Origin of the sequence: Streptomyces similanensis (genome assembly GCF_039543625.1) — a bacterium.
GTDB lineage: Bacteria > Actinomycetota > Actinomycetes > Streptomycetales > Streptomycetaceae > Streptomyces > Streptomyces similanensis.
Genome location: NZ_BAABKC010000053.1, coordinates 97488 through 122691, shown reverse-complemented (window position 1 = coordinate 122691; position 25204 = coordinate 97488). Strand labels below are relative to the sequence as shown.

The 25204-nt window shown below is 73.2% G+C and carries 24 protein-coding genes and 1 tRNA gene; 15 read left to right on the top strand and 10 right to left on the bottom strand.

Annotated elements, in window-relative coordinates:
- Positions 1 to 101 precede the first annotated feature (101 nt).
- From ABEB07_RS19200 to ABEB07_RS19190, 3 genes are read left to right on the top strand one after another with little or no spacing between them, the layout of a single operon-like run.
- Positions 102 to 1532 (top strand): glutamine synthetase family protein, encoded by a 1431-nt coding sequence (locus ABEB07_RS19200; protein WP_345669458.1) that lies wholly within the window; start codon positions 102 to 104, stop codon positions 1530 to 1532.
- Positions 1532 to 2770: an amidohydrolase family protein gene (locus tag ABEB07_RS19195; RefSeq protein ID WP_345669457.1), complete on the top strand. Its 1239-nt coding sequence runs from the start codon at positions 1532 to 1534 to the stop codon at positions 2768 to 2770. The genes ABEB07_RS19200 and ABEB07_RS19195 overlap by 1 nt, the downstream gene beginning before the upstream one ends.
- A 24-nt stretch (positions 2771 to 2794) precedes the next feature.
- Positions 2795 to 3322, top strand: coding sequence for an NUDIX hydrolase family protein (locus ABEB07_RS19190; protein ID WP_164589027.1), 528 nt, complete (start codon positions 2795 to 2797; stop codon positions 3320 to 3322).
- Positions 3323 to 3471: 149 nt separating this feature from the next.
- On the opposite strand, the gene ABEB07_RS19185 is transcribed toward ABEB07_RS19190, so the two are convergent.
- Both ABEB07_RS19185 and ABEB07_RS19180 read right to left on the bottom strand, forming a co-directional pair.
- Complete coding sequence (locus ABEB07_RS19185) at positions 3472 to 5091, bottom strand: amidohydrolase (protein ID WP_345669455.1); 1620 nt, start codon at positions 5089 to 5091, stop codon at positions 3472 to 3474.
- Between the two features lie 209 nt (positions 5092 to 5300).
- On the bottom strand, positions 5301 to 5918 hold the full coding sequence (locus ABEB07_RS19180; RefSeq protein ID WP_345669454.1) for a TetR/AcrR family transcriptional regulator: 618 nt from the start codon (positions 5916 to 5918) through the stop codon (positions 5301 to 5303).
- Positions 5919 to 5980: 62 nt separating this feature from the next.
- On the opposite strand from ABEB07_RS19180, the gene ABEB07_RS19175 reads away from it, so the two are divergent.
- Positions 5981 to 7426 carry a purine-cytosine permease family protein gene (locus ABEB07_RS19175; RefSeq protein ID WP_345669453.1) on the top strand — a complete coding sequence of 482 codons (1446 nt, stop codon included), beginning with the start codon at positions 5981 to 5983 and terminating at the stop codon, positions 7424 to 7426.
- 22 nt (positions 7427 to 7448) lie between these two features.
- On the opposite strand, the gene ABEB07_RS19170 is transcribed toward ABEB07_RS19175, so the two are convergent.
- Complete coding sequence (locus ABEB07_RS19170) at positions 7449 to 8159, bottom strand: response regulator transcription factor (RefSeq protein WP_345669452.1); 711 nt, start codon at positions 8157 to 8159, stop codon at positions 7449 to 7451.
- Positions 8156 to 9499: a sensor histidine kinase gene (locus ABEB07_RS19165; protein ID WP_345669451.1), complete on the bottom strand. Its 1344-nt coding sequence runs from the start codon at positions 9497 to 9499 to the stop codon at positions 8156 to 8158. The genes ABEB07_RS19170 and ABEB07_RS19165 overlap by 4 nt, the downstream gene beginning before the upstream one ends.
- A gap of 470 nt (positions 9500 to 9969) precedes the next feature.
- Between ABEB07_RS19165 and ABEB07_RS19160 the strand changes: the two genes are divergently transcribed.
- A complete protein-coding gene (locus ABEB07_RS19160; RefSeq protein ID WP_176151300.1) occupies positions 9970 to 10542 on the top strand; it encodes a GlcG/HbpS family heme-binding protein in 573 nt (190 codons plus the stop codon).
- A 131-nt stretch (positions 10543 to 10673) separates the two neighbouring features.
- On the opposite strand, the gene ABEB07_RS19155 is transcribed toward ABEB07_RS19160, so the two are convergent.
- Together ABEB07_RS19155 and ABEB07_RS19150 are read right to left on the bottom strand one after the other, a co-directional pair.
- Positions 10674 to 11027, bottom strand: coding sequence for a beta/gamma crystallin domain-containing protein (locus ABEB07_RS19155; RefSeq protein ID WP_164585749.1), 354 nt, complete (start codon positions 11025 to 11027; stop codon positions 10674 to 10676).
- Positions 11028 to 11216: 189 nt separating this feature from the next.
- Positions 11217 to 11930, bottom strand: coding sequence for a hypothetical protein (locus ABEB07_RS19150; RefSeq protein ID WP_345669450.1), 714 nt, complete (start codon positions 11928 to 11930; stop codon positions 11217 to 11219).
- Positions 11931 to 12055: 125 nt separating this feature from the next.
- On the opposite strand from ABEB07_RS19150, the gene ABEB07_RS19145 reads away from it, so the two are divergent.
- Positions 12056 to 12808: a GNAT family N-acetyltransferase gene (locus tag ABEB07_RS19145; protein ID WP_345669449.1), complete on the top strand. Its 753-nt coding sequence runs from the start codon at positions 12056 to 12058 to the stop codon at positions 12806 to 12808.
- Between the two features lie 185 nt (positions 12809 to 12993).
- Here the strand turns inward: ABEB07_RS19145 and ABEB07_RS19140 are convergent, their stop codons facing one another.
- Both ABEB07_RS19140 and ABEB07_RS19135 read right to left on the bottom strand, forming a co-directional pair.
- Positions 12994 to 13482, bottom strand: coding sequence for an SAM-dependent methyltransferase (locus tag ABEB07_RS19140; RefSeq protein WP_176151297.1), 489 nt, complete (start codon positions 13480 to 13482; stop codon positions 12994 to 12996).
- A gap of 63 nt (positions 13483 to 13545) precedes the next feature.
- Positions 13546 to 14934: a tetratricopeptide repeat protein gene (locus tag ABEB07_RS19135; protein WP_176152211.1), complete on the bottom strand. Its 1389-nt coding sequence runs from the start codon at positions 14932 to 14934 to the stop codon at positions 13546 to 13548.
- A 330-nt stretch (positions 14935 to 15264) separates the two neighbouring features.
- On the opposite strand from ABEB07_RS19135, the gene ABEB07_RS19130 reads away from it, so the two are divergent.
- The 7 genes from ABEB07_RS19130 (at position 15265) to ABEB07_RS19100 (ending at position 21752) form a co-directional block, all read left to right on the top strand.
- A complete protein-coding gene (locus tag ABEB07_RS19130) occupies positions 15265 to 15699 on the top strand; it encodes an ATP-binding protein (protein ID WP_345669448.1) in 435 nt (144 codons plus the stop codon).
- A gap of 956 nt (positions 15700 to 16655) precedes the next feature.
- Complete coding sequence (locus tag ABEB07_RS19125; RefSeq protein ID WP_345669446.1) at positions 16656 to 17675, top strand: thymidylate synthase; 1020 nt, start codon at positions 16656 to 16658, stop codon at positions 17673 to 17675.
- Entirely contained in the window at positions 17672 to 18211 is a 540-nt protein-coding gene (locus tag ABEB07_RS19120) for a nucleoside-diphosphate kinase (protein WP_345669444.1), read from the top strand. The genes ABEB07_RS19125 and ABEB07_RS19120 overlap by 4 nt, the downstream gene beginning before the upstream one ends.
- 25 nt (positions 18212 to 18236) lie before the next feature.
- Positions 18237 to 19427 carry a radical SAM protein gene (locus ABEB07_RS19115; RefSeq protein WP_345669443.1) on the top strand — a complete coding sequence of 397 codons (1191 nt, stop codon included), beginning with the start codon at positions 18237 to 18239 and terminating at the stop codon, positions 19425 to 19427.
- Positions 19424 to 20026, top strand: coding sequence for a 3'-5' exonuclease (locus ABEB07_RS19110; RefSeq protein WP_345669442.1), 603 nt, complete (start codon positions 19424 to 19426; stop codon positions 20024 to 20026). The genes ABEB07_RS19115 and ABEB07_RS19110 overlap by 4 nt, the downstream gene beginning before the upstream one ends.
- Complete coding sequence (locus ABEB07_RS19105) at positions 20023 to 21189, top strand: aldo/keto reductase (RefSeq protein WP_345669441.1); 1167 nt, start codon at positions 20023 to 20025, stop codon at positions 21187 to 21189. Before ABEB07_RS19110 ends, ABEB07_RS19105 begins: the two co-directional genes overlap by 4 nt.
- Positions 21189 to 21752, top strand: coding sequence for a hypothetical protein (locus tag ABEB07_RS19100; RefSeq protein WP_345669440.1), 564 nt, complete (start codon positions 21189 to 21191; stop codon positions 21750 to 21752). The genes ABEB07_RS19105 and ABEB07_RS19100 overlap by 1 nt, the downstream gene beginning before the upstream one ends.
- A 99-nt stretch (positions 21753 to 21851) precedes the next feature.
- On the opposite strand, the gene ABEB07_RS19095 is transcribed toward ABEB07_RS19100, so the two are convergent.
- Positions 21852 to 21925: transfer RNA gene (locus tag ABEB07_RS19095), tRNA-Pro, on the bottom strand.
- Positions 21926 to 22094: 169 nt separating this feature from the next.
- Between ABEB07_RS19095 and ABEB07_RS19090 the strand changes: the two genes are divergently transcribed.
- Together ABEB07_RS19090 and ABEB07_RS19085 are read left to right on the top strand one after the other, a co-directional pair.
- Complete coding sequence (locus tag ABEB07_RS19090; protein ID WP_345669439.1) at positions 22095 to 22802, top strand: transketolase; 708 nt, start codon at positions 22095 to 22097, stop codon at positions 22800 to 22802.
- A 30-nt stretch (positions 22803 to 22832) separates the two neighbouring features.
- Positions 22833 to 23744 carry a transketolase family protein gene (locus ABEB07_RS19085; protein WP_345669438.1) on the top strand — a complete coding sequence of 304 codons (912 nt, stop codon included), beginning with the start codon at positions 22833 to 22835 and terminating at the stop codon, positions 23742 to 23744.
- Here the strand turns inward: ABEB07_RS19085 and ABEB07_RS19080 are convergent.
- Positions 23697 to 25154: an MFS transporter gene (locus ABEB07_RS19080; RefSeq protein ID WP_345669466.1), complete on the bottom strand. Its 1458-nt coding sequence runs from the start codon at positions 25152 to 25154 to the stop codon at positions 23697 to 23699. The two genes, ABEB07_RS19085 and ABEB07_RS19080, sit on opposite strands and share 48 nt — an antisense overlap.
- Positions 25155 to 25204: the final 50 nt, after the last annotated feature.

Below are 25204 nucleotides of genomic sequence, written 5' to 3'. Positions count from 1 at the left end.
ACCGGGCCGCGAGGTGTGCGCACCTCGACGGCGCCCCGAGCGCGCGGACGCAGCGCGGACGGCGGTCCACCGCCCCGCCCTCCGGCGCCCGGGAGGCACGTATGACCGCGTACACCTCGTACCCCTCGTCCCCCTCGTATGCCGATCCCGTGCCCGGCGGGCGTCCCGGTGAGGTCGAGCGGGCGACCGCGCTCGCCGGGGAGCTGGCCGGACGGGGCGTGCACGGCGTCGTCCTGGCCTACGTCGACACCGCGGGCGTCACCCGCGTCAAGACGATCCCGGTGGCGAAGCTCCCCGCGGCGTCCGCCTGGGGCGTGGGCATGTCACCGGTGTTCGACACCTTCCTGGCGAACGACTCGATCGTCACCACCGACGTCCTCGGCTCCCCGGACGGCGACCTGCGCCTCTACCCGGACCTCGACCACCTGGTCCCCCTCGCCGCACAGCCCGGCTGGGCGTGGGCACCGGTGGACCGGATCACCCAGGACGGCGAACGGCACCCCGGCTGCGCCCGCACCTTCCTGCGCCGGACCGTCGCGCACGCCGAGCGGCGCCACGGCCTCGCCTTCAAGGCGGCCGTCGAGATCGAGTGGTCCGTCGGCACGGACACGGCGCCCGCCGGCCGCTTCGAGCCGGTGGCGACGGGACCGGCCTACGGCGCCGCCCGCCAGGTGGAGCTGAGCGACTTCCTCGCCGACCTCCTGGCGGCCTGCGCGGCGCAGGACGTGGACGTCGACCAGGTCCATCCGGAGTACGCCGCCGGGCAGTTCGAGATCTCGGTCGGCGCGCTGGACCCGGTGGCGGCGGCCGACCGCAGCGTGCTGGTGCGCCAGACCGTCCGGGCCGTGGCCCAGCGGCATTCCCTGCGGGTCTCCTTCGCTCCGGCGGTCGGCGCCGAGGGCGTCGGCAACGGCGGGCACGTCCACCTGTCCGCCTGGCGCGCGGGGACCAACCTGTACGCGGGCGGCGAGGGCCGCTACGGGATGACGGCCGACGCCGAGGCGTTCACCGCCGGGGTGCTGGCCCGGCTGCCCGCGCTCACGGCGGTGACCGCGCCGAGCCCGGCCAGCTATCTGAGGCTGAGGCCGTCCCAGTGGGCGGGGGTGTTCACCGCGTGGGGCCTGGAGACCCGCGAGGCGGCGCTGCGCGTCGTCACCGGCACCCGCGGCCTGCGCGACCAGGCCGCCAACCTGGAGGTCAAGCCGGTCGACCTCGCCGCCAACCCCTATCTGGCGCTCGGCTGCCTGATCGCGGCCGGACTGGACGGCATGGCGTCCTCGGCGCCGCTGCCCGAGGAGATCACCGGCGACCCGGCCCGCCTCGACGCGGCGCAGGCCGCGGCGCGGGACGTACGGCGGCTGCCGACCGGACTGCTGGAGGCGGTGGCGGAGTTCCGCAAGGACGCGCTGCTGCGGGAGGCGCTCGGACCGGTGCTGGCCGACGCGGTGACCGCCGTCCGGGAGGGCGAGATCGCGGCCGCGGCCGGGCTGGACGACGCTCAGATCGCGGCGGCCTACCGCTGGAAGTACTGATGGCCCAGCCGGTGGACGAGCTGCTGGCCGGGCTGCCGCTCGTGGACCACCACTGCCACGGAGTGGTCGCCGCCGATCTGGACCGCACCGGGTTCGAGTCGCTGCTCACCGAGGCCGAGGTGTGGCCGGGCAGCGGCGTCTCGCCCTTCGACACGCCGGTCGGGGTGGCGGTGCGCCGGCACTGCGCCCCGCTGCTGGACCTGCCGCGCCACGCCACGCCCGAGGAGTACCTGGCCCGCCGGGCGGAGCTGGGGGCGCACGAGGTGAACCGGCGCTTCCTCGCCGCCGCCGGCGCCGCCGCCCTGCTCGTCGACACCGGCTACGCCCCCGAGCGCCTGACCGCCCCCGCCGAGCTGGCCGGCCCGGCCGGCGCGGCGGCGTACGAGGTCGTACGGCTGGAGAGCGTCGCGGAGGCGGTGGCCGCCGAGGGCGGGACGACGGCCGCCGGATACGGGGCGGCCGTACGGGCCGCCGCCGAGGACGCGGCGCGACGGCCGGGCGTGGTCGCGGTGAAGTCGGTCGCCGCCTACCGCACCGGCTTCGCCCTGGACCCGGCCCGCCCCTCGGACGCCGAGGTCGCGCGGGCGGCGGCCGGTCTGCTCGCCCGCCCCGGCGCCCGGCTGGCCGACCCGGTCCTGGTACGGCACCTGCTGTGGACCGCCGTCGAGCTGGGGCTGCCGCTGCAACTGCACACCGGGTTCGGCGACGCCGACCTGCGGCTGGACCACGCCGATCCGGCGCTGCTGACCGACTGGCTGCGCCGGACGGCGGGCACGGTCCCGGTCATGCTGCTGCACTGCTGGCCCTACCAGCGGCAGGCCGCCTACCTCGCCGCCGTCTTCGAGCGGGTGTACCTCGACGTCGGCCTCACCCTGCACCACGTCGGCCCGGCGCGGGCGGCCGCCGTCCTGGCGGAGGCGCTGGAGATCACCCCGTTCCGCAAGCTGCTGTACAGCTCCGACGCGTACGGCCTCGCCGAGTTCCACCACCTGGGCGCGGTGGCGTTCCGCCGCGGTATGGCGGAGCTGCTGGGCGAACGGGTGGCCGCCGACGACCTCAGCCCCGCCGACGCGGAACGGATCGCCCGCTGGACGGGGCGGGACAACGCACTGCGGGTATACGGCATCACGGACCCCGTGGACCACGCCGATCACACCGGTCACACCGATCACGCCGGTCACACGGAGCGCGCGCCGGCCGGACCGGCCGCATCGGTCCCGCCCATGGAGAACGACTGAAAGTATGATCAAGCAATGTCTGACATGACCGAGACCACGCCCGGTTGGCTGAGCACGGACGAGCTGGAGTCGGCACGCGCCCGGATGCCGATCCTGTACGTCGAGGCGGTTCCCGTGCGCGTCGACGACAGCGGCGAAGTGACCAGCATCGGCCTGCTGCTGCGCATAGGACCGGACGGCACGGTCAGCCGGACCCTGGTCTCCGGCCGGGTGCTGCACCACGAACGGGTGCGCGACGCGCTGCTGCGCCACCTGGAGAAGGACCTCGGTCCGGTGGCGCTGCCCCGCGTGCCCGCCTCGCTGCAGCCGTTCACCGTGGCCGAGTACTTCCCGACGCTCGGCGTCACGCCGTACCACGACCCGCGCCAGCACGCGGTGTCGCTCGCCTACATCGTGCCGGTGACCGGTGACTGCCGGCCCCGGCAGGACGCGCTGGACCTGGTGTGGTTCAGCCCGCAGGAGGCGGTCTCGGAGGCGGTGCGGAGCGAGATGCCGGGCGGGCACGGGGTACTGCTGAAGCAGGCGCTGGCACACGTGGGCTGCGTGGGCTGACGGCGGGACCCGCCGGGGCGATACGCCACCGGCGGGTACGGACGGTACGGCGGGCAGTACGGCCCGTACGGCTGGCAGTACGGCCTGTACGGCGGGCGCGGTCGTCCGCGGTGGCGCCGCGCCCGCCGCCGTTCGGCCGCGCGGTCCGCTCAGAGGTGCGCCGCGCGGTGCGTCGGGCGGCCGTCGACCACCGTGAGCAGCACCGGCAGCGCGGCCAGGTCGGCGTCGGCGACGTCGAGCGGGTTGTCGGCGAGCACAGTGAGGTCCGCGCGGTGGCCGACGGCGAGCCGGCCCGCCACCCGCTCCTCCCTCGCGACCCACGCGGGATTGAGGGTGATGCCCTGGAGCGCCTGGAGCGGCGTCAGCGCCTGCTCGGGACCGTGCGGCGGCCGCGAGAGGTCCCCCGGACGGCGGTGCCGGGCGCCCGCCATCACCCCGAGCGGCGGGAACGGCGCGATCGGCCAGTCGGAGCCGAGCACGACACGGGCGCCGGCCTCCCACAGGTCGCGGCAGCGGAAGGCGTGGGAGGCGCGTTCCTCGCCGAGCCGGCGGGACCAGTTGTCGGTGTGGTCGGCGCGGGTGTACTCGCAGCAGTGGGTGGGCTGCATGGAGGCGGTGACCCCGAGCCGCGCGAACCGCGGCACCGTGTCGTCGGGCACGGTCTCGATGTGCTCCACCCGGTGGCGTACCGGCGCGTCCTTCTGGGCCTGGGCCTTCTCGACCGAGTCGAGGACGTGGCGGACCGCGGCGTCGCCGATGGCGTGGGTGGCGGTGGGGACGCCGGCCCGGTGGAGTTCGGCGACCACCTGGCTGAACCGCTCGGGGTCGGGCCAGAAGGCGTGGGTGGACTCGCCGTGGCAGTCGGGGCGTTCCAGCCAGGCGGTGCCGTTGTCGATGGTGCCGTCCATGAACAGCTTCACTCCGGCGACCCGCCACAGCCGGCCGCCGGTGCCCTGGAGGCGGATCAGCTCGGCGACCGCTCCGGCGTCGGCGCCCGGCTGGCACCAGGGGGCCACCCGGAAGCGGAGCGGGAGGGCGCCGTCGGCCTCCAGCGCGGCCAGGGTGGCGAGGCCGCCGCCGTTGGCGTCCATGGCGTGGCCGCCGGTCAGGCCCGCCGCGGCCATGGTGCGCAGCACCTCGGCGGTGCGGGCGCGGACCTCCGCCTCGGTGGGCTTGGGTGCGGCGGCTTCCACCAGTTCGCAGGCGGCGTCCTCCAGGAGGAGCCCGGTGGGGCGGCCCGCGTCGTCGCAGACGATCTCCGCGGCCTGCTCGAAGCGGCGGGGGCCGGTGACGCCGGCCAGTTCCAGGGCGCGGCCGCCGGCCAGGGCGGAGTGGCCGTCGAAGAGGTCGATCAGGAAGGGGACGCCGTCGAGGACCGGGCCGAGGGAGGAGGCGGCGACGGGCCGGTCGCCGAAGGCGTTCGGGTCCAGACCCCAGCCGCGGAGCCAGGCGCCGGGGGCGAGGTGCTCGGCGTGTGCGGCGAGGGCCGCCCGTACGGCGTCCAGGTCGCGGCAGGCGGAGAGGTCGGCGCCCATGGTGCGTTCGGCGCCGGAGACGGGGTGGATGTGGGAGTCGGTGAAGCCGGGGGTGACCACGGCGCCCTTGAGGTCGATGACCGTGGTGGCGGGGGTGGCGAGGCGCCGGATCTCGCTGTCGCTTCCCAGGTGGGTGAGGCGGCCGTCGTGGGAGGCGAGGGCGGTGTGCGGGAGGAGGTGGCCCGTGCCGGGGTCCAGGAGGCGGGCGGAGAGGAGGATCAGGTCGGGGGACACGGGGGCTCCTTGGGGTGTGGTGCGGTGTTCTTTTTAGCGGTTGGGGGGTGGCGACTGAGTTGTCGACTCGGGTGCGGGTCGGTGGGGGCTGGGCGCGCAGTTCCCCGCGCCCCTCGCGGGGCGCTCAGGGTTCGGTCGCGTGCGGGTTGGTGGAGGGCGAGCACGCGGCTGCCCGCGCCCCTCACGGGGTGCCTCCGGGGGCGTCCCCCTCAGGAGGTGAGGGCGCCCGGGGGGAGGGCCAGTTCCTGTTCCGCCGTGGTGGCCGGCATGCGCAGGAGGGCCGGGGGGCGGGCGGCGGTGGCGTGGGCGCCCAGGCCGTCCAGGACCACCAGGATCTTCATCGCCACCAGCCGCGGGTCCTCCGTGCGGAACTCCCCCGCCGTCACCCCTTCGCGGACGAGGTCCTCCAGACGGCCGCGCCAGGCGGCCTCCTGTTCGGCGACCCGGTCGCGCAGCACCGGGCGGTAGCGGCTCAGGTGCCGGGCGTTGATCCACAGAAGGCTGATCGCGTCGTAGTCGTCCCCCGCCGTGCGGGACAGGAAACCGGCCAGATGCCGCAGGGGCGTGTCGCCGGACCGCTCGCGCGGGAGCAGGGCGTCCAGTTCGCCGGCGGCCGCGCTGCCGAAGGCTTCCGCCACCAGATCGTCGGCCGAGGGGAAGTAGTGGCTGATCAGTCCCGGGCGGACGTCGAGTTCCTCGCCGATCCGGCGCAGCGTGATGGCTTCGAGGCCCTCGGCCAGGGCGATCGCCGCCGCCGCCGTGACGATTTCCGCGCGCCGGGTGGCCGGATCTTTACGAACTCGCTTGCGACTGACGCTTGACGACATACGCCGGATGCTATTGAGTGTGCGACCAATAAGCAAGCGGCCCGCCAGCACGCGGAGGGACCATGGTGTCCACGACCCCCGACCCGAACCCGGACGTCGACGACTGTCCAGGAGCACCGCCCTCCCCGGACCGGACGGCCCGGGTCGAAGCCCATGGCATCGACCACATCCCCGACTCCGAACGCCGGGGCAGGCCCAGGGAGTTGTTCTCCGTGTGGGCGGCCGCCAACGTCAACTACCTCAGCCTCGTGGTCGGCGGCGCGCTGGTCCTGATGGGCCTGAACCTGTGGCAGGCGATCGCGGTGATCGTGGTCGGCAACGCCTTCTGGGTGCTCACCGGCGTCCTCGCGGTCTCCGGGCCGGCCGCGGGCACGCCGAGCGAGGTGATCACCCGGGCGATGTACGGGGTGCGCGGCAACCGGGTCAACAACGCGATCGTCGGCTGGCTGATCTCCGTCTGCTACTTCGCCCTGAACCTCGCCGCGGCGGCGAGCGCCGCGTTCTCCCTGGTCGGCGACGCCGGGATACCGGTGAACACCGGCGTGAAGAGCGCCGTGGTCGTCGTCATCGCCGCGCTGACCCTGACCATCAGCGTCTACGGCCACGGCCTGATCATGCGGCTGTACCTCCCGATCACTCTCGCCCTCACCGCCGTCTTCCTCGTCGTCGCGGTCTGCGTGGTCGGGCACACCGACTTCACCTACGTGCCCGACCAGGCCCCGCACGGCACGGATCTGTGGGCGGTCGTCCTCTCCGGGATCGCCCTCGTCGCCTCGGGCCCGCTGTCGTACACCACCAGCGCGGACTTCTCCCGCTATCTGCCCCGGACGACGTCCGCGAGGGCGATCGTGGGCTGGACCGCCCTCGGCGGGTTCCTGCCGGGCACCGTGGTGTGCTCGCTGGGCGCGCTCGCCGCGACCGCGGTGGACATGACCGACCCGCAGAGCGCGCTCCAGAAGATCCTCCCCGGCTGGTTCACCCCCGTGTTCCTGCTCGCCCTGATCCTCGGCACCATCGCCATCAACGCGCTGACCGCCTACAGCGCCGGGCTCGCGCTCCAGGCCGTCGGCGTCCGCATCCGCCGCTCCCTCAGCGTGCTCGTCGACGGGACCGTCTCCGTCTCGCTGACCCTGTACGCGCTGCTGGTGTCGAACTTCCTCGACACCGTGAACAACGTGCTGCAACTGACCGTCGCGCTGCTCGGCCCCAGCATGGCCGTCTACGCCACCGACATCCTGCTGCGCCGCAACCGCTACGACGGCCCCGCCCTGATGGACGAGCGCCCCGGCGGCCCCTTCTGGTACTCCGGCGGCGTCAACCGGGCCGGCGCCGTCGCCCTGCTCGGCGGCACCGCCGCGGCCGCGCTGTGCCTGGACACCCCGTACTGCACGGGACCGGTCGCCGCCGCCCTCGGCGGTGTGGACCTCGCCCTCCCGGTGGGCCTCGTGGTCGCCGCCGGTCTGTACGCGGCCCTGACCCGCGGCACCGTTCCCGGCCGGGCCCGCTAGCGTCCGCGCGCCGCTCCCCCGCTCACGACAGCAGGCGCTGCTCCTTGGCGACGGCGACGGCGCCCGCGCGGGTGTCGACGCCGAGCTTGTCGTAGATGCGCCCCAGGTGTGTCTTGACCGTCGCCTCGCTCAGGAAGAGCGCCTTGGCGATGTCGCGGTTGGTCAGTCCGCGCGAGAGCTGGCCGAGGATGTCGCGCTCGCGGTCGGTGAGGGTGGGGCGCGGGCTGCGCATCCGGGCCATCACCCGGTGGGCGACGGGCGCGGACAGGGCGGTGCGGCCGGCGGCCGCGCTGTGGATGGCCGTGAACAGCTCGTCGGGGCGCTCGGCCTTGAGCAGGTAGCCGGTCGCGCCCGCCTCGATGGCGCGGGTGATGTCGGCGTCGGTGTCGTAGGTGGTCAGGACCAGTACGTGGACCGAGCCGCCGGAGGCGGCGGTGATCCGGCGGGTGGCCTCGACGCCGTCCATGCCCGCGCCCAGTTGCAGGTCCATCAGGACCACGTCCGGGGCGAGTTTCGCGGCGAGCGCGACGGCCTCCGCGCCGCTGTCCGCCTCCCCCACCACCGCCACGCCCGGGTCGCTGCCGAGCAGCGCCCGCAGGCCGGCCCGGACGACGGCGTGGTCGTCGCACAGCACCAGCCGCACCGGCGCGGCGGACGCGACGGACGCGGCAGGCTCGGCGGCGGATGCCGCGGTCGGTCCGGTCGGCCCGGTGGGAGTCCCTGCGGGAGTCATGGGGCGGTGGTCTCCGGGGTGCTGGGGGCGGCGGGGTGGAGCGGGACGGCGACGGACAGGACGGTGCCGTCGCCGGGTGCGGACTCGACGGTGAGGGCGCCGCCGAGCTGGCGCACCCGGGCCCGGATCGCGGGCAGACCGTGCCCGCGGACCCCGGCGGCGCGCTCCGGCAGGGCGGCCGGGTCGAGACCCCGGCCGTTGTCGGCGACGTCCAGGCGCACCTGGTCCTCCAGGTAGGTGAGGGTGAGGGCGGCCCGGGTGGCGCCGGAGTGCTCGCGGACGTTGGCGAGGGCGCCCTGCGCGATGCGCAGCAGCGCGGACTGCACCCGGTCGGGCAGGCCGAGCGGGCCGGGGGCGCCGTCGATCAGGCAGGTCACGGTGCGTTCGGCCGTGCTCTCGCGGGAGGCCAGGCCGCGCAGCGCAGCTTCCAGGCCGCCGCCTTCGGCGAGGTCGGCGGGCGCCAGGTCGTGCACGAAGCGGCGGGCCTCGGCGAGGCTGCTCTCGGCGATGGCGGCGGCGGTGCCGACGTGGGCCCGCGCCCGTTCGGGGTCGGTGACCCACACCCGCTCGGCGGCCTGGAGGAGCATGCGCTGGCTGGACAGACTCTGGGCGAGGGTGTCGTGGATCTCCATGGCCAGCCGCTGACGCTCGGCGAGGGTGCCTTCGCGGCGTTCGGTGGCGGCCAGCTCACGGCGGGTGCGCACCAGGTCGTCGATCAGGGCGGACTGACGGGCGGCCTGCCGGTCCATGTGGGTGAAGACCGCGGTCGCCAGGACGGCGACCGCCGGCGGCCCGACCACCAGGTCCACCTCGACCCGGTCGGCCAGCCGCAGTTGCGCCACGACCACGAAGGCGGTGAACAACGCCACCAGGGTGTAGGCGGCGCGCGTCGGCAGGGTGCGCAGGGCGGTGTAGAAGAGCGGTACGGCGCACCAGGCGAAGCTGGGCGCGAGGGCGACCAGCACCGCCCAGACCGCCACGATCGCGCCCAGCCAGAGCAGCGCGGGCAGGGGCGGCCGTCCCGGACCCGCCTCACGCGTGGTCGCGGACGCGGTCGTCCGGGGCGTGCCCGCCGCGGTGCGCCGGCCGACGACGTACAGCACGGCGAGCGCGCCGGCCAGGGCCAGGACGGCGGGCTCCCGCGGCTGGTCGCCGTGCCGCTGGACGTAGCGGGCCAGGGCGGAGCCGAGCAGCAGGAAGAAGGCGAGGTGGATGACGAGGGCGGGCGGGCCCGCTCCGTCGCCGGGCGGCGACGGGAACACCTGGTGACCGACGGGTCGGCGGGCTTCCTCCTCGGCCCCGTTCGGGGGGTCCGGGGCGGGTCGGCTGGTGGACGGCATGGGCTGCTCCTCCCCGGCCGGGACGTGCGTACGGACATGGCTGCCGCCCGGGGGTGGCCCTCGGCGCGCTCAGCGGCTGCGGTGTGCGCCGTACGGGCCGGGCGTGCCCTACCCGTACGGGCCGGGCGTGCCCTACCCGTACGGGCCGGGCGTGCCCTACCCGTACGGGCCGGGCATGCTGTACCCGTGCGGGCCGGGCGTGCTCTGCCATTGTCACCCGGGCGGCGGGCCGGGGGGTCAACCGTTCGGATGACCCCGGCCTCACCCGTTCCGCCCGCCGGGACCAGCCGGTACGACGACGGGTGCGCGCCGTGGCCGGGCCGAGGCTGGAGGCACAGCGCAGGAAGCGCTGCGTCCCCGGCGCCCGGCGCACAGGGACCGCCGGTCGCACCGGCCCCGCACAGGGGCCGCCGGGCGCACCGGCCGGTCCGCGGGAGCGGGGACGCGACACGAATGGGGAGTCGCCCGCGATGCAGCACAAGGCCAGGAAGTTCGCCACCCGATCCAAGGTCGTCGCCACGGCGGCGGCGCTCACGGCGGTCGGCGCCGGAGTGGCGGGCGCGGTCTCCGCCTCCGCCGACACCCCGGCCGCCGCGCCCGTGGCCGCGGTGGCCTCGGTGAAGGCCAAGGCCACGACCACCAGCACCCATCTGACGGTGGACGCCGCCACCGACGCGGCGGAGGCGGCGCTGAAGGCCGCGCGCAAGGAGGGGCAGCGGGTGACCGTCGCGGTGGTGGACCGCGACGGCAACACCGTCGTCACCCTGCGCGGCGACGGCGCCGGTCCGCAGTCCTACGAGTCCGCGATCAAGAAGGCGTACACCGCCGTCTCCTGGAACGCGCCCACCTCCCAGCTGGTCGAGCGCCTGGCGTCGGCGCCCACCCTCAAGGACATCCCGGGCACGCTGTTCCTGGCGGGCGGCGCGCCGGTCGCGTACGGCAGCGCGCCGATCGCGGGCATCGGCGTGGCGGGCGCGCCCTCAGGCGACCTGGACGAGAAGTTCGCCCGGGCCGGTGTCGCGGCGCTCGGCGACGGCCGCTGACCTCGCGCCGACGCGGCGTCCTCCTCCCGTGAGGTCGCCGCACCCCGCGCACGAGTGTGTCCCGGCCGCCGCACCCGCAGGCGCGCGGCCGGGACACACTCACCCCCCGCAGTCGGAGGCCGGCCCGTTCGTCACAGGATCTGGATGGCGCGGACCCGGGGCGGGCGGTTCGGGAAGGTGATGTCGTGCCAGCGCTCGATCTTCACCGAGTCGCCGTTGACGTCGTAGTAGATGAGGTCGTTGTTGCCCGTGGAGATCCGGTCGACCCACCACCCGCCGAAGTCGGTCTTCCCGGCGTTGGCGTAGCAGTCGACGCTGTCCCGGCCGTCCAGGTGTGACCAGATCTTCAGGAAGTTCTCCCCGCCGACGCACTGGACGTGGTCGATGGCGAAGGCGTTGCCGCTCGGCATGCCGAGTGTGAAGGCGCTGGCCGCGGCCAGCGCCACGGCCGCCGACCGCACGGCCCTCTTGCTTTTCGAGATCACGGATTTCCCCTCCGGTGTCGCGTCCCTGACGGAACGGTGCGCAATCCACGCTAGGCGCGCAACACACCCATACAGTTCGACATCGTGGGAAACGCATCAAAAGGGTGATGACGGCAAGTGACGATCTGGCGTGGGTCCGAAGGAACATTGCTCAGCCGGGAGGCGAGCTGCTCGCCACCGCCCGTCAACTCACCCCCGTGCAGGGCCAGTCGGTGCCCGCTCGCTCGACGCCGCCGCCAGCCAGCTGCGCCAGACGTGACGTGTATTCGGCAGCTCGGGACGGTCCAGGAGATGGAGGACGTATCCGGCATGGCGGCACGCCCACGGATCGTCCGAACGGGAGGCAGCCTCCAGCCTGCCGCGCAGGTCGTCACCGTCCACGGCCCGGGCCACGCGCACGTATGCGCGGTCCTTGCAGCGGTACGGCCGCTGGACGACGGTCTCGACCAGTTCCACGAGCTTGGTTCTGACCGTCTCGTCGTGGTGAGCGACGGCCATGTCCCGGATGAGGCTCTCCTTCGTGCCCCACTCCTTGGCGTGCCGTGTCCACTCCTGCGGGTATCTCGCCTCCCACTCGAGGTAGAGCAGCGCGTAGGGAAGACCCGGCCACGTGCCGACGTCCGCACCGGCCGGCCGGTCCCGCACCCCACCGGAAAGCGAACGCAGCGCGGCCTCCTGGTAGTTGCGGAGCGCCGCCCGCCGTCCCGGCCAGAACCTCCGGCGCCACGTCCTGTGGTACCGGTCCAGGGCGCCCTGGGCGTTCCTCTCGGCGTCGGCCAGGCGGACCAGCGCCGCGGCACGTTCCGCCGGATCGCTCGCCAGCAGACCGAACGCCCATCCCAGCCGCTCGTGCCACAGCTCGGCGCCGTCGACGCCCACGCCCGTCTCCGCTTCCCTCTTCACCCGGTAGATCATGCTCCACCGGGAGCCCGGACTCGAAGCCCTCGTCCCGGTCCCGCACGGCACCCCGCCGGCAGCGGCGAAAACCGAAGAACACCGTGCGCCGAGGAGGCCCCTGGGGTCGGCCCATGACCGTCGACGCCGCAGAGCTGGTCCGCCGTCCGATCGCCCCGGAGGACGCCGCCGACCAGATCAACGCCCCCACGCTCGACCTCGCGCGCGGTACGGTCGGTGTCCTCGACGGTGACCGCATGGTCGGTTACTCCTCCGCCGCGCACAAGAAGCACGTCGAGGACGTGCACCGGGTGACGGTCATCGGCGGCGTGCATCCGCGGTACCGGCGCCGGGGCCTCGGGGCCGAGCTGCTGGCCGCCGGGATCGCAAGCGCGAAGGCGCTGCACGCGCTCCATCACCCGGGGCTGCCGCTCGCCGTCGACGCCCAGAACAACGCGCTCAACGAGGGCGCACACGCCTGCTACCGAGCCGCCGGTATGACGCCCGTCCGCTGGTACGCGCACCTGCGGCACCCGCTGGGAGCGTCCGTCGCCGACGCTCCGCTGCCGGACGGCCTCGTCGTGGAGGGCTACTCGGCGGACAACGACGCCGACTTCCTCGCCCTCGGCAACGAGACCGTGCTGGACCGCTGGGGCGGGGTGCCGATGCCGCCGGAGCAATGGCGGGCGTTCCTCGGCTGGTCCGCCTTCCGCCCGGACCTCAGCTTTCTGCTGCGCGACGCGGACAGCGGCGCGGCCGTCGGCATGCTGCTGACCTGCTCCTGGGACGCGGACACTGCGGCGACCGGCGTCCGTGACGCGCACCTGCGCGCATCGGAACCCGTCACGCCTGGCGGAGGCGCGGAGTGGCCGGAGATAGCGAGCTGACGCGGAGATCGAAGCCTGGGATCAGTAGCTGATGACGCCGACCGAAGCCCTCACCGCTTTGGACGTGCCGCAGATCGATGAAGGAGCGAAGCGCGAGCGCGTCGAGCACGGTGTCGCTCAAGACCCAGACAGCGACCGATTGTGGCGAACCTGGCGAGGACCTTCACACCACAAGAAGCGACGTCTCACGCAGATCGACTGGCCGCGTCGGACCAGTAGCACGGATCAAGCATCTCGCCCACCCAGGCAGGCTGACGCACAACTCCTCGGGGACCCATCTGCTCGAAGTAGGGCGCCAGGTCGAGCACAGGCGTCCCCTCCACGGCGTCGAGATCGGTGACCACGAGGTCTCGGCCTTCCACCTTCAGCAAGCGCGGGTAGCTGACAGCCAGTTGGTTGGGGCGCCGGTGGTTGCGATGGACGAACGTGCCGGTCGCCGGCCAGTGAGCATTCCCCCGAGGGCTGCGTGCGTGGAGCTGGACGTCTTCCGGCAGCGCCAAGTGGAAGCGCCATGTCACCGTCAGGTGGGAGAAGTCCTCGATTCCCTGGAGTGCTTCGAGAGGATACGTGCCGTGGAGTCGGATGATCGATTCGACGCCGCCCTGGTAGTCGTCCTGCGCGCGGGTGTGACCCCCGACGACTGTTGCGATCGACTCGACCTCGTACGTCTCCATCGGCGCTCGTTCCTCTCCGGGCGTTGCGGGTGCGGTGTCGGCTCGGTGCCGCCCGCTGCGTGGTCAGCCTATGGTGCGCAGCATGTCTCGTGCCCGGCGATCCAGTTCTGCGATGTGGCGGCCACCACGCTGCCGCACGGGCGAGAGGCCGCTCTGCATGCGGACGATGACGTCGCGTGCGCGGCCGGACTGGACACCGGCCATGGTGTCGAGCGCCTGGTTCCAGGTCGCGCACGCCTCATCGAGGTGGCCCTGCTGCACTTGGACGGCTCCGAGGTAGCCGAGGGTCACGCTGTGAGTCCGGGCGTATTGCTGTCGGCGACGGGTGGCGACGCTGCGCTGGAAGTGGGCCTCTGCCTCCTGCGGCCTGCCCATGTCGCGCAGGGCGCAGGCGGTTTCATGGGCCAGGGAGGCTTCCTGGAAGAACTCCACGCGGCTGGGGGCGTCTTGGCTTTCGGCGCGCGCAAGGTCGCGCTCGGCACGGTTGACTGCGGCGAGCGTACCGGTGCGGTCGCCATCGGCTGCGAGAGCTCGGGCGTGAACGATGGCGAGCAGGGCCCTTTCCCGGTGGCTGGCCCGGCCGTAGTGGTCTCGGGACATGGAGGCGTCGGCAAGGGCGCGCGCCCGGCGGGGATGCCCGAGGTCCACTGCTTGGTGTGCCAGGGCGCGCAGGATGTGACCGCCGAGCGGGCCATCACCCGCTTCGGCCGCAATGCGGGCGGCAAGGGTGAGGTAGCGCTGAGCGGTGCGGTGCTCGGAAGCGTCGAAGGCCATCCAGCCGGCCAAGTACGTCATCTCCGCTACGGCCGAGTAGGTGTCGCGGCGATCCTGCTCCGTGCGGAATCCGCTGCCGAGCAGGGGCACCGCTTCGTCGCGCAGGTGGCCTGCCAGTGCCGATCGGCCGGAGGCTCCGCCACGCTGTTGATCGCGCGCGGAGTAGAAGGTCGTCAAGTCCCGGACATCGTTGATGTCGGCCTGTGTGACCAGACGATCAGAAATCGCTGGACGCCGGGCCGCAGCGGCGGGCGCGGCCGCCCACCACGAGGCTGCGGGCAGGGCCAGACCGGCGGCCGAGTATGCCGCGGTCGCCAGTAGCTTGCGTCGGTGCATGTCCAGATCGTCGCTTCCCAGCTCGGCCAGCACGGTCAGAGGGTCGACGCTCCAGTCGGAACCGCTGTCGGTCGTGCCACTCAGCTCTCCCTCCAGCCCGAGGTCGGCCAGGGTGAGGCGTCGGCCGAGTCTGCGGGACAGCGTCTCCCGCAGGATATGGGGTGCCCTGCCGCTCGGTCGTGTGCCTTGGACCCACATGGCGATGTGCGAGCGGGAGATGGCCTCCAGCTCACGCGCCCCGCTTTCCACGGCTACGCGGGCGACTGCGGCGGCGGCTTGCGGCTGGGACCAGCCTGCTTCACGCAGAAGTGCGGCGAGGGCGGTATTTCGCGCACGGGCCATGGGCTGCCCCTCGGATCCGAGATGATCTTTGACGCCTTTGACGGCCTTGGCGGCCGCGTAGGCATTTCCCCCGGCGGGGAATCACGGTTCGCTCAACGTAGCGGCTGCGTCACTCAGTTCGCACGCCAGTCGTCGGCTCCGTGCAGCGCCGTTCTCTCCACCTGGCTCGATCCGAACAGGAGTTGTGTCATGCGTCCCTCGCCTGCCCCCGATCAGGAAACCTGCCAGCGCCTCTGGCCGGGCGGGCGGCATCACGTCACCGCCCATATGCATCCGGAAGAGAACGACGTGGTGGACGCCGTGGAGACAGTAACGCTGCGGAAGCCGTCAATGAGTCCTACCCCGAACGCCGTTGCCACCGCTGCGCGGCAGCGGTCGCCGCTGCCGCGCGACTTCGAGGTGGCCATCGCACCGGACCGGTCGCGCCTCGCGCAGGTACGGTGCATCGCTGCGGCTTACCTGCGGTACTGCTCTGTTCCCGAGTCCCTGGCGGATGACGTGGTGCTCGTCGTGTCAGAGCTGGTCGCCAACGCCGTCGAGCACGGACAGGGCACCGTCGGCCTGAGGCTGCGACACACCCTGGAGGAGGCCCGCGTCGAGGTCACCGACGGCAGCCCCGCCCCGGCCCGGCTCCGCGCCGCATCCCCCGAGGACGAGCACGGACGCGGCCTGCTCCTGGTCTCGGTCCTCGCCAGTGCATGGGGCGTCAGTGACGACGGCCGCACCACCTGGGCCACCTTCCGCGTCGCCGCTGGGAGGCCCTGATGAACGGCGTCAACGCACCGGCCGCGGCTGAGTTACTGAGCTGGCCGGTCACTGACGAGGACGAGGTGAAGCGCAGGCCGGCCTACCCGCTGTCCCGTTCTCTGGCTGCCGAGGGGATCGGCGATGAGCTGATCGACTCCCTCAACGAGGTATTGAACCGCCCCACGCTGGTCCCCACACGCAGGAAGCGGAATGCCCTCCTGGCTCGCCTCGGTCTCGCCCTTCCCCAGCCGCAACTCGGCTCGCCTCTACCCCTGCCGGTGGGTGATGCGGCACGAACCGCAGACCTGTTCCGCCGGACCACCCGCCAGCTCCCGCAGGTCGTGCCGCACCAGGTGTCGGTCTGCCCCACCGGAGAACTCCGGCACCTGCTCGCCTTGCGACGAGCGAACTGCGGCCGCCGAGGCGCTCTCCTACCTGCGCCGGTACGCCTTGGCGATCCTCGCCGTACTCGACCTGATGGGAGACGACGAATGACGCCTCCCGTCACCAGCGTCGGGCCGTGTCCCCCCGCGGCCCGACCCTCCGCCCGGCGCCGGGAGAGCGCGGCTTTCCCCCGCTTCTCCGGAAAGCCGAAGCGCCACGGCGCCGGGCGGAGTCCCTTCCGTATCGGTCTGGCCGTCCTCAGCGCGTTCGCCCGCACGGATCCAGCAGAGGTTCAACGAGGTCATCCACGCCTCCTTCGTGGCCCGCCCGGAGACCGACCCCGTAGGCGTCTGATCCGAAGCCCGCACCGCGCCCCGGTCGCAATCTCCTGGGAACGGCGCCGACGGCTCACGAAGCTTCCCTCGTTCGCCGGATCGCACACGACAGTCGGGCGGCGGGCGAGCACACATCCCGGCAGCCGAACCCGGAACCAACGGCTCGGTGCCGGACCAAGCAGGTGGGGAGGGCCTGCCGCTGGCTTCTCCCCACGCCGATCGTTCCCCAACAACTCGCCCTCCCCTGGAGCGTGCATGCTCACACCCCGTACCTTCCGCAGCGTCGAAGGCGCCTACCTGGCTCTGCTCCAGCAGGTCGCCGGCGACTTCGAACACCGCATCACGGCTCGCGGGAACGACGCCCGCGAGGTGATCGGCGCAGGCTTCCGGCTGCCCGACCCCCGCCAGAGGCTCCCCTACCTGGCGGCGCGCAAGGCCAACCCGGTCTTCCAATTCGCTGAGGCTCTCTGGTACTTGGCCGGGCGCCGCGATCTGGAAATGATCGGCTACTACGCGCCGTCCATGCGAGCCGGCTCCGCCGACGGCCTCACCCTCGGCGGCTCCGCCTACGGCCACACCCTCTTCACGCCGGCCGCCGGCGACACGGTCTCGCCGTTCGACCGGGTCCTGGAACTGCTGCGCGGCGAGGCGGACAGCAAGCGGGGCTACCTCCCCGTGTTCTCCCCCGCCGAGCTGGCCGTCAGCGACAACCCCGACATGGCGTGCCTGGCCGGACTCCACCTGCTGCCGCGCAAGGGCCGCCTCCACATGGTGTGCTCCATGCGGGCCAACGACCTGGACTGCGGCCTGCTCTCCGACGTGTTCAGCTTCACGATGATCCAGGAGTACGCGGCCGTGCAGCTCGGCCTGGAACTGGGGACGTACACCCACCTGATCGGGTCGGCGCACGTCAACGACAGGAACAGCGAACGCGTCAAGCAGGTGCTGGCCGAGGCGGACACGCGGCCCCACCCGCACAACTTCCCGTTCCCGGCCATGTCGGAGGAGACCACCCCCGACACCATCACGCGCGTCCTGGAACACGAGGAGCTGCTGCGTACGAACAAGGCCCGGTACCGCGCCGACGATGTCGCGCGCCTGGACGTGGACGCGTACTGGCAGCAGGCCGTTCTCCTGTTCGAGATCTACCGGCAGATCCGGCACGAGGAGACGGACGCGGTGAGCCGGGACGTACTCGAGGCGCTCCATCCGGGTCTGCGCTGGCTCTGCTCGCACCGCTGGTCGGCCTGCGCCGACGCCGGAGGCGAACAGTGAGCCGGAAACCGCCGAGCGGTCAGGTGGTGGAGGGGATCGACTTCTCCCGCTGGTCGGTCGTGCTGTGCAAGCCGGACGCCGTCGAACGCTCCCTGGTGGACCCGGTGCTCGCCCGCATCGCCGAGGCCGGCGTCACCATCACCGGCCGGCGGGACCTGACTGCGCAGGCGTGGCAGGCGCACGTCCACTACTGGGATCTGCTGGTGGACCGCGACTGGTTCCCCGGCAGGGACATCCCGGCCTGCCTGGACGCGATGTACGCCGGACAGCCCGTCACGGTCGCCCTCGCCTTCGGCGAGGGCGGACTCCACCGCCGGCTGCGGGAGCTCCTGGGCGACTTCGATCCGAGCCGGGCGGCGGCCGGCACGATCCGCGGCGACCTGGGAAACGACGACCTCCGGGCCGCTCTCCGGGAACGGCGGCTGGTGCGGAACCTGGTGCACACCTCCGACGACGCCGACGCCGCGCGCCGGGACTTCGGCACCTGGTACGGCGCCGCCCGCCGCGTCCTGCTGACCCCGCCCCGCTCGGCATGACCCCTTCCCTGCCCTGGAGGACCACATGACCATCCCCATAGCTCCGCCCGGCCGGGCTCTGCCGATCCTGTCGCCCGACAAGATCAGCGCTCTGACGCCGGCGCTCGCCGATGTGATCGAGTACCGCAAGTCGGGCCTGTCACTGAACTGGATCGTCGGCTGCCCGCTGGAGTGCGGCTACTGCGTCCGGCACCTCTTCGACAACTTCGAGATGAAGGTCCCCAGGCGCCTGATGAGCGACGAGGAAGCGGTGACCGCGCTCGTCGACCACCCCTACTTCCGCGCCCACCGCACGCCGATCCAGCTGCTCAACCGGGCGACGGACCCCATGCTGCCCGTCGTCAAGCCGCACCTGTTCGACGTGCTGCGGCGCCTGGACGGACAGGGGCTGACCAACCACGTGCTGATCATCACGCGCTGGCGCGTCACCCCCGAGGACTGCGGCGTCCTCAACACCTTCCAGAACCTGCGGCTGACCGTCCTGGTCACCCACTCCGGCATCGACAACGAGAAGATCGAGCCGGTCGACTCGGCCATCGCCGCGGCCAGCCTGCGCACCCTGTTCGAGCATGCCGAGCGGTACCGCACCGTCCTGTACTGGCGGCCGATCGTGCCCGGCCTCAACGACTCCGACGAGCACGTGGAGCGGGCCCGCGAGCTGTCCCTGCACGCGCACGCCACCGTTTTCACGGGCCTGTTCTTCCGCGACGAGATCAAGGCGTACTACGAGAGCCACGGTCTGCCGACGCCGTACGAGGACACGGCCCGACGCAAGATCATGCCCGAACAGGCGGAACAGCGAATCCTGGACGCCTATGAACTGGGCGCCACCGGGGTGCAGGAGTGGGGGAAGCTGTTCCGCAAGACGTCCTGCGGCGTGGCCTACGCCCACGGCGAGGCCGACTACAACGGCCACTACGGCATCCGCGAGCTGTGTGACATCTGCCCGCCCGGGCAGATCGCCCGGTGCAGGTCGGCGTGGGCCAGGCCGGAGCCGGCCGAGGTCTCGAAGCAGGCCAGGGCTATCGGCGCGACGGGGCCCGTCGAGGTCGACGAGCGCGCCATCATCGTCGAGGGACTGGACGAGCCGCCGCGCTACTTCCTCCAGCACGGCTTCGGCTACCAGTGCCACGACCGCGCCAAGCCCCACCACCACCGCCGGCACGGCCGGGCCCCCATCGGCTGGCAGGCGGAGAACGGAACCACCCGCGCATGAACTTCTCCTCCTGGCCCGAGCTGCTCGTCGTCGACGTCGAAGGCAACGGGGCCAACCCGCCCGACCTGGTCGAGGTCGCCGCCCTGCCCGTCCGCGCGGGCCGGCCGGACACGAGCACGGCGGGAGCGTGGCTGACCCGGCCGCGTCACCCCGTCACACCGTTCGCCGCTCGCGTCCACGGCCTGACCAACGCGGTCCTCGAAGGCGAGCCGGGCTGGGAGGAGATCGCCGGCCAGGTCCGCCAACTGCTGGGCACGTCATGGATCTGCGCGCACAACGCGCATGTCGACCACAGGGTGCTGTCCGCGCACCTGCCGCAGTGGCGGCCGGCCGGAGTGCTCGACACGCTCCGCCTGGCCCGGGCCACCTACCCCGGCCTGCCGAAGTACAGCCTGGACGCCCTGATCGGCCACATCGCGCCGGACTTGAGCGCGGCGCCCGCGCAGCGGCACCGCGCCACGTTCGACGCCTTCGCCACAGCGCAGCTCCTGCTCGCCATGGCCTCCCGCTACGCATCCTGGGACCAGCTCGTCGCCGCGGCCGTGCCGCCCGGCCTGCCTGGCGCCCCCGAACCCGAAGAGGACCCGACACTGTGGTGACCACGCCCGTCCGGATCGGGGTGCTCGGCCCCCACTCCACCGGCAAGACCACGCTGCTGAAGCGGAGGGAGAGGGAACTGCGCGGCCACGGCGTCCCCGTGGCCCGGATCGGCCGGCTGGCCAGGCGCGCCGCCGGGATCGGCCTGCCGAAGACGCACCAGCACACCGCCGCGTCCACGGAGTGGATCATCGCTCAGGGCATCGCCGACGAGATCGCCGCCGCCGCGCAGGGCGCCGAGGTTGTCCTCGCCGACCGCGCCCCTCTCGACGCCCTCGCCTACCTGCACGCCGCCGTCGAGTACCGCGCAGATCACCTCCACCGGCGGGAGAAAGAGCGCCTGCGGCTCCTGGTCTCGACGCAGCTGCCCAAGTACCACCTGCTCCTGGCCACCGTGCTCGACCCGGACATCCCGGTCGATGAGGGCCACGACTACGACCCGCGCTACCGCAAGCTGGTGGACCGGCACGTCCACGAACTCCTGGCCGACGACGCGGTTCCCCACACCCCGCGTCACCAGCGACCCCGCCGGCCAGGCCAACGCCATCGAGCAGGCGCTCCGCCTCTGCCTGCGGGAGGCCGCCGTATGAGCATCGCGCCGCCGGCCGGCACCATCACCATCGCGGGCAAGTCCGTCTCCCGGCTCGGGTTCGGCACCATGCGCCTGACCGGCCCCGGCGTCTGGGGCTACCCGGCCGACTACGACACCGCGCTCACCGTGCTCCGCGAAGCCGTGGACACGCACGGCATCTCGCACATCGACACCGCGGACGCCTACGGCCCCCACACCCTGGAACACCTGATCCGCGAGGCGCTGCACCCCTACCCCGAGCACGTACTGATCGCCACGAAGGTCGGCATGGCCCGCCCGGCACCCGGTCTGTGGGCCCCCCACGGCCACCCCGTCTACCTGCGGTCCTGCGTCGAGGCGAGCCTGCGCCGCCTCGGTGTGGACCGGCTGGAGCTGTGCTACCTCCACCGCATCGACCCCCAGGTTCCCTACGTCGCCTACCGGCCCTTCGACGCCGGCCTCCTGGCGCGCAGGGGCGTACAAGCCCCGCTGGACTGGCTCTTCTCCCGCGGCGAGCACGTCGCAGCGATCCCGGGCACCAGCCGGCCCGAGCACCTTGCCCAGATCACCGCCGCCGCGGCAGGCCGCGCCTGATGCCGACGATCACAGCACTCCTTCCCCACGCCGTGCACGCCCCTGCGCCCGCGCAGGCCCCCTACGAGGACTGGCGGCCCCCGATCCATGGTGTTTCCCTGCTCATCCCGGTGGGCGCGGACACGCTCGTCGTCGCCGATCTCCGCGGCCTCATCATGCTGCCCACCGGAACCGTGTCCGACGGCCAGACTCCGGAGCAGGCCGCACGGGACGTCCTGCTCGGCGCCCCAGACGGCCTCCCCGCCTTGCAGCGCGTGGCCTGCGCCCGCAAGCAGCTGCGCCGCCGGAAGATCATCACCCACGTGCTGGCCACCAAACCGATGACCCGCGAAGCAGTCGCCCAGCTCGTCTACCGCGACCCACGGGCCGACCTACGCGTGCTGCCCACCATGCGAGTCCTCGGCGAACTGACGCCGGCGGGACAGCTACGGGTCCTCACCAGCCTCCAAGCCCTCGCCATCGGCGAGACAGCGCACATCGAAGACGGCAAGGTGTGTGCCACCGCACTGTCAGACCCTCGCGCCCCGCGTTCCCTTCCCGGCTCGACGGTCCTCACCCGCTGATCCGGGTCAAAGGAGGCCGGTACCCAACTGGTCCCCGGAAACGATCAGGGCCGGTTTCGGATTGCTCCGAAACCGGCCCTGATCTGCGACTGTCTCCAGTCGGGACGACAGGATTTGAACCTGCGACCCCTTGACCCCCAGTCAAGTGCGCTACCAAGCTGCGCCACGTCCCGTTGCCCGTCTGACCTGGGGTTTCCCCTGGCCGAACGCGCAGGGAAACAATACCGCACTCGGGTCGGTGGTCGCGCACCCCTTTCCGGCCCGGACGGAGGCCGGGACGGGCCGGAGCGGCGTACCGCACGCCCTTGACCTCAAGTTTGATTGAGGTTGCACGATCGTCCCATGACGATCACCGAGGAATCCGGACGCGTCCATGGATACGCCGACCTGTCCCGTCTCATGGGCCGCATGACGGGCGACGAGAAGCACGGGCCCGCCGCCACGTCCACGCTCGACGTGCTCTGGGTGCTCTACGACCGGGTGCTCAGGGTCCGCCCCGAGCGGCCGGAGGACCCCGAGCGGGACCGTTTCCTGCTGTCGAAGGGGCACGGGCCGATGGCCTACTACGCGGTCCTCGCCGCGAAGGGCTTCGTGCCGGTGGAGTGGCTGGCGCGCTTCGGCGCGTACGACTCGCCGCTTGGTCACCACCCGGACCGCACCCTGGTGCCGGGCGTGGAGATCGGCAGCGGGTCGCTCGGGCACGGGCTGCCGATCGCCGTCGGCACCGCCCTGGGACTGCGCGCCCAGGGGCTGCGCCGGCCCCGGGTGTGGACGCTGGTCGGGGACGCCGAGCTGGACGAGGGCAGCAACCACGAGGCCATCGCCTACGCCGGGCCCACGGGGCTGGAGAACCTGCACGCCGTCGTCGTCGACAACTCCTCCGCCAGCCACGCCCGGCCCGGCGGCATCGCGGCCCGGTTCGAGGCCGCCGGCTGGTCGGCGGCGACCGTCGACGGCCGCGACCACACGGCGCTGTACGCCGCGTTCACCGCACCGCACCCGGGCCGGCCGCACGTGGTCGTCGCCCGGGTCGAACCCAAGAACTCCTGATCTCCCCCGCCCCAGGAAAAGGACCTCCTCATGGACACCATGCGCGACCGTCTCGCTCCCGTCCTCTCCCGGCTGCTCGACGAGGACCCACGGGTCGCGGTCGTCCTCGCCGAGATCGGCAAGGACGGCTTCACCGAGGCCCTGCGCCGCCATCCCGACCGGGTGATCAACGTCGGCATCCGCGAGCAGCTCCTCGTGGGCGCCGGCGCGGGACTCGCCCTGACCGGGATGCGGCCGGTGCTGCACACCTTCGCGAGTTTCCTCGTCGAGCGGCCGTTCGAGCAGGTCAAGCTCGATCTCGGGCACCAGGGCGTGGGGGCGGTGCTGGTCAGCGCCGCCGCCTCCTACGACTGGCCCGCCGGCGGCTACACCCACATGGCCCCCGGCGACGTGGCGCTCCTGGACACCCTCGACGGCTGGACGGTGCACGTCCCCGGCCACCCGGACGAGGCCGGGACACTGCTGCGGCACGCCGTCGCCGCCGGCGACGACAAGGTCTACGTACGGCTGTCCCTCCAGTCCAACGCGCAGGGGCGCCCGGTCGACGGCGGGCGCTTCCTGCCGGTGCGCGAGGGCCGTTCGGGAGTGGTGGTCGCCGTCGGGCCGCTGCTCGACACGGTGCTCACCGCGACGGAGGGCCTGGACGTCACCGTGCTGTACGCGACGACGGTACGGCCCTTCGACGCGGCCGCGCTGCGCCGGGCCACGGCGGAGGCGGGAGCGGACGTCGTCCTGGTCGAACCGTATCTGGCGGGTACGTCGACCGCGGCGGCAAACGACGCGCTCGCCGACGTGCCCCACCGGGTCCTCGGTCTCGGTGTGGGCCGTGCCGAGCTGCGCCGCTACGGGCAGGCGGCCGAGCACACCGCCGCCCACGGCCTGGACGCCCGCACGCTACGGGAGCGGATCTCCGGGTTCCTCGGCGGCGGAACGACGGCCTGAGCGGGCGGGGGCGGGGGCGGTGAGGGGGACCGAAGGCGACCGGCGCCGGGCGTCCGGAGCGGCTGCCCCCGCCCCGCGCGAGCCCGCGCCGCGCATCCCCGCCCCGCGCGCTCCCGCGCCATCCGCCCGCGCCAGCCCCCGTATCGCCGGCACCGCGAGCAGCGCGACCGGTACGACGAGGCTGACCGCCGCGGACACCAGCAGGACGTGCTCCGCGCCCAGGGCGGAAGCGGCCGGGCCGGACAGGGCCTGGCCGACGGGCATCATGGCGAGGGAGCCCGCCACGTCATAGGCGTGCAGGCGGTTGAGCACGTCGGGCGGGACCTGGGTCTGGACGCTGGTCGCCCACATCACTCCCCAGAACGACATCCCGGCTCCGGCCACGGCCGCGCCCGCCGCCATCGCGCCCACACCGAGGCCCGCCCCGACCGCCGCCGGGAGGCAGAAGAAGGCGAACAGCGCGAACGCGCCCGCCCGCAGCATCCGTCGGGGTCGCAGCCGCAGCGCGAGGAAGCCGCCGACGACGGTGCCCGCGCCGAGCGCGGAGTTGACCAGGCCGTAGGCGCCCGGGCCGTGCTGCTGGACCACCTCCGTGGCCACCAGCGGGACGGTCGGGCCCCACACGGCGATCATGTAGAGGCACCAGACGGCGATCACGGCCCACAGCCACGTCCTGGCCCGGAACTCCCGCCAGCCCTCGGCCAGATCGGCCCGGAAGGCGCCCGCGGCGGACGCACCATGACCGGGCGCACCGTGACCGGCGGCGCCGTGAGCCCTCGCGCCGCCGCCTCGCGCCGCCGGCGGCAGCCTGAGCACCAGCAGGCACAGCGCGCTGACCGCGTACGTCGCGGCGTGGGCGGCGAAGACGCCGCCGGGCGAGGCGAGGCCGACGAGGACGCCGGCGACGGCGGGGCCCGCGAGCTGGGCGGCCGACTCGGCGATCCGTATCGCCCCGTTGGCGCCCTGGATGTCGGCGGCGAGCCGGGGCACCGTGCTGGCCACGCCGGGCTGGAACACCGCGCCGGCCACGCCGTTGGCGAAGCCGATGACGCAGATCTCCCACAGCACCACATGGCCGGAGAAGAAGAGCACGGCGGCCACGGTCTGGGTGCCGAGCCGCACCAGGTCGGCGCCGATCATCAGCTTGCGGGTGCTGAACCGGTCGGCGATCACCCCGCCGAAGACCACGAGGCCGGCGAAGGCCGCGGCCGTGGAGGCCATGGCGAGGCCGACCGCGCCCGCGCCGTACCCGTGCTGCAACAGGCCCGCCGCGAGCGCGACGGGCAGCATGGTGTCGCCGAGCCTGGCGACGGCCCGTGCGACGAAGAACAGTCCGAAGTCCCGCGACCAGACCGGCCGCCGCCGCCCGCCGTCCTCCAGATCCTCCGCCCCCGTCCCTGCTCCGGGCAGGGCATCGACTCGGCTCCCGATCCCCGCCCCCACCCCTGACCCGTCCCCCG

Coding starts and splice junctions, on each gene's coding strand:
- ABEB07_RS19200 (WP_345669458.1), top strand. CDS start 102: ATGACCGCGTACACCTCGTACCCCTCGTCCCCCTCGTATGCCGATCCC.
- ABEB07_RS19195 (WP_345669457.1), top strand. CDS start 1,532: ATGGCCCAGCCGGTGGACGAGCTGCTGGCCGGGCTGCCGCTCGTGGAC.
- ABEB07_RS19190 (WP_164589027.1), top strand. CDS start 2,795: ATGACCGAGACCACGCCCGGTTGGCTGAGCACGGACGAGCTGGAGTCG.
- ABEB07_RS19180 (WP_345669454.1), bottom strand. CDS start 5,918: ATGTCGTCAAGCGTCAGTCGCAAGCGAGTTCGTAAAGATCCGGCCACC.
- ABEB07_RS19175 (WP_345669453.1), top strand. CDS start 5,981: ATGGTGTCCACGACCCCCGACCCGAACCCGGACGTCGACGACTGTCCA.
- ABEB07_RS19170 (WP_345669452.1), bottom strand. CDS start 8,159: ATGACTCCCGCAGGGACTCCCACCGGGCCGACCGGACCGACCGCGGCA.
- ABEB07_RS19165 (WP_345669451.1), bottom strand. CDS start 9,499: ATGCCGTCCACCAGCCGACCCGCCCCGGACCCCCCGAACGGGGCCGAG.
- ABEB07_RS19160 (WP_176151300.1), top strand. CDS start 9,970: ATGCAGCACAAGGCCAGGAAGTTCGCCACCCGATCCAAGGTCGTCGCC.
- ABEB07_RS19145 (WP_345669449.1), top strand. CDS start 12,056: ATGACCGTCGACGCCGCAGAGCTGGTCCGCCGTCCGATCGCCCCGGAG.
- ABEB07_RS19140 (WP_176151297.1), bottom strand. CDS start 13,482: ATGGAGACGTACGAGGTCGAGTCGATCGCAACAGTCGTCGGGGGTCAC.
- ABEB07_RS19135 (WP_176152211.1), bottom strand. CDS start 14,934: ATGGCCCGTGCGCGAAATACCGCCCTCGCCGCACTTCTGCGTGAAGCA.
- ABEB07_RS19130 (WP_345669448.1), top strand. CDS start 15,265: ATGAGTCCTACCCCGAACGCCGTTGCCACCGCTGCGCGGCAGCGGTCG.
- ABEB07_RS19125 (WP_345669446.1), top strand. CDS start 16,656: ATGCTCACACCCCGTACCTTCCGCAGCGTCGAAGGCGCCTACCTGGCT.
- ABEB07_RS19115 (WP_345669443.1), top strand. CDS start 18,237: ATGACCATCCCCATAGCTCCGCCCGGCCGGGCTCTGCCGATCCTGTCG.
- ABEB07_RS19110 (WP_345669442.1), top strand. CDS start 19,424: ATGAACTTCTCCTCCTGGCCCGAGCTGCTCGTCGTCGACGTCGAAGGC.
- ABEB07_RS19100 (WP_345669440.1), top strand. CDS start 21,189: ATGCCGACGATCACAGCACTCCTTCCCCACGCCGTGCACGCCCCTGCG.
- ABEB07_RS19090 (WP_345669439.1), top strand. CDS start 22,095: ATGACGATCACCGAGGAATCCGGACGCGTCCATGGATACGCCGACCTG.
- ABEB07_RS19085 (WP_345669438.1), top strand. CDS start 22,833: ATGGACACCATGCGCGACCGTCTCGCTCCCGTCCTCTCCCGGCTGCTC.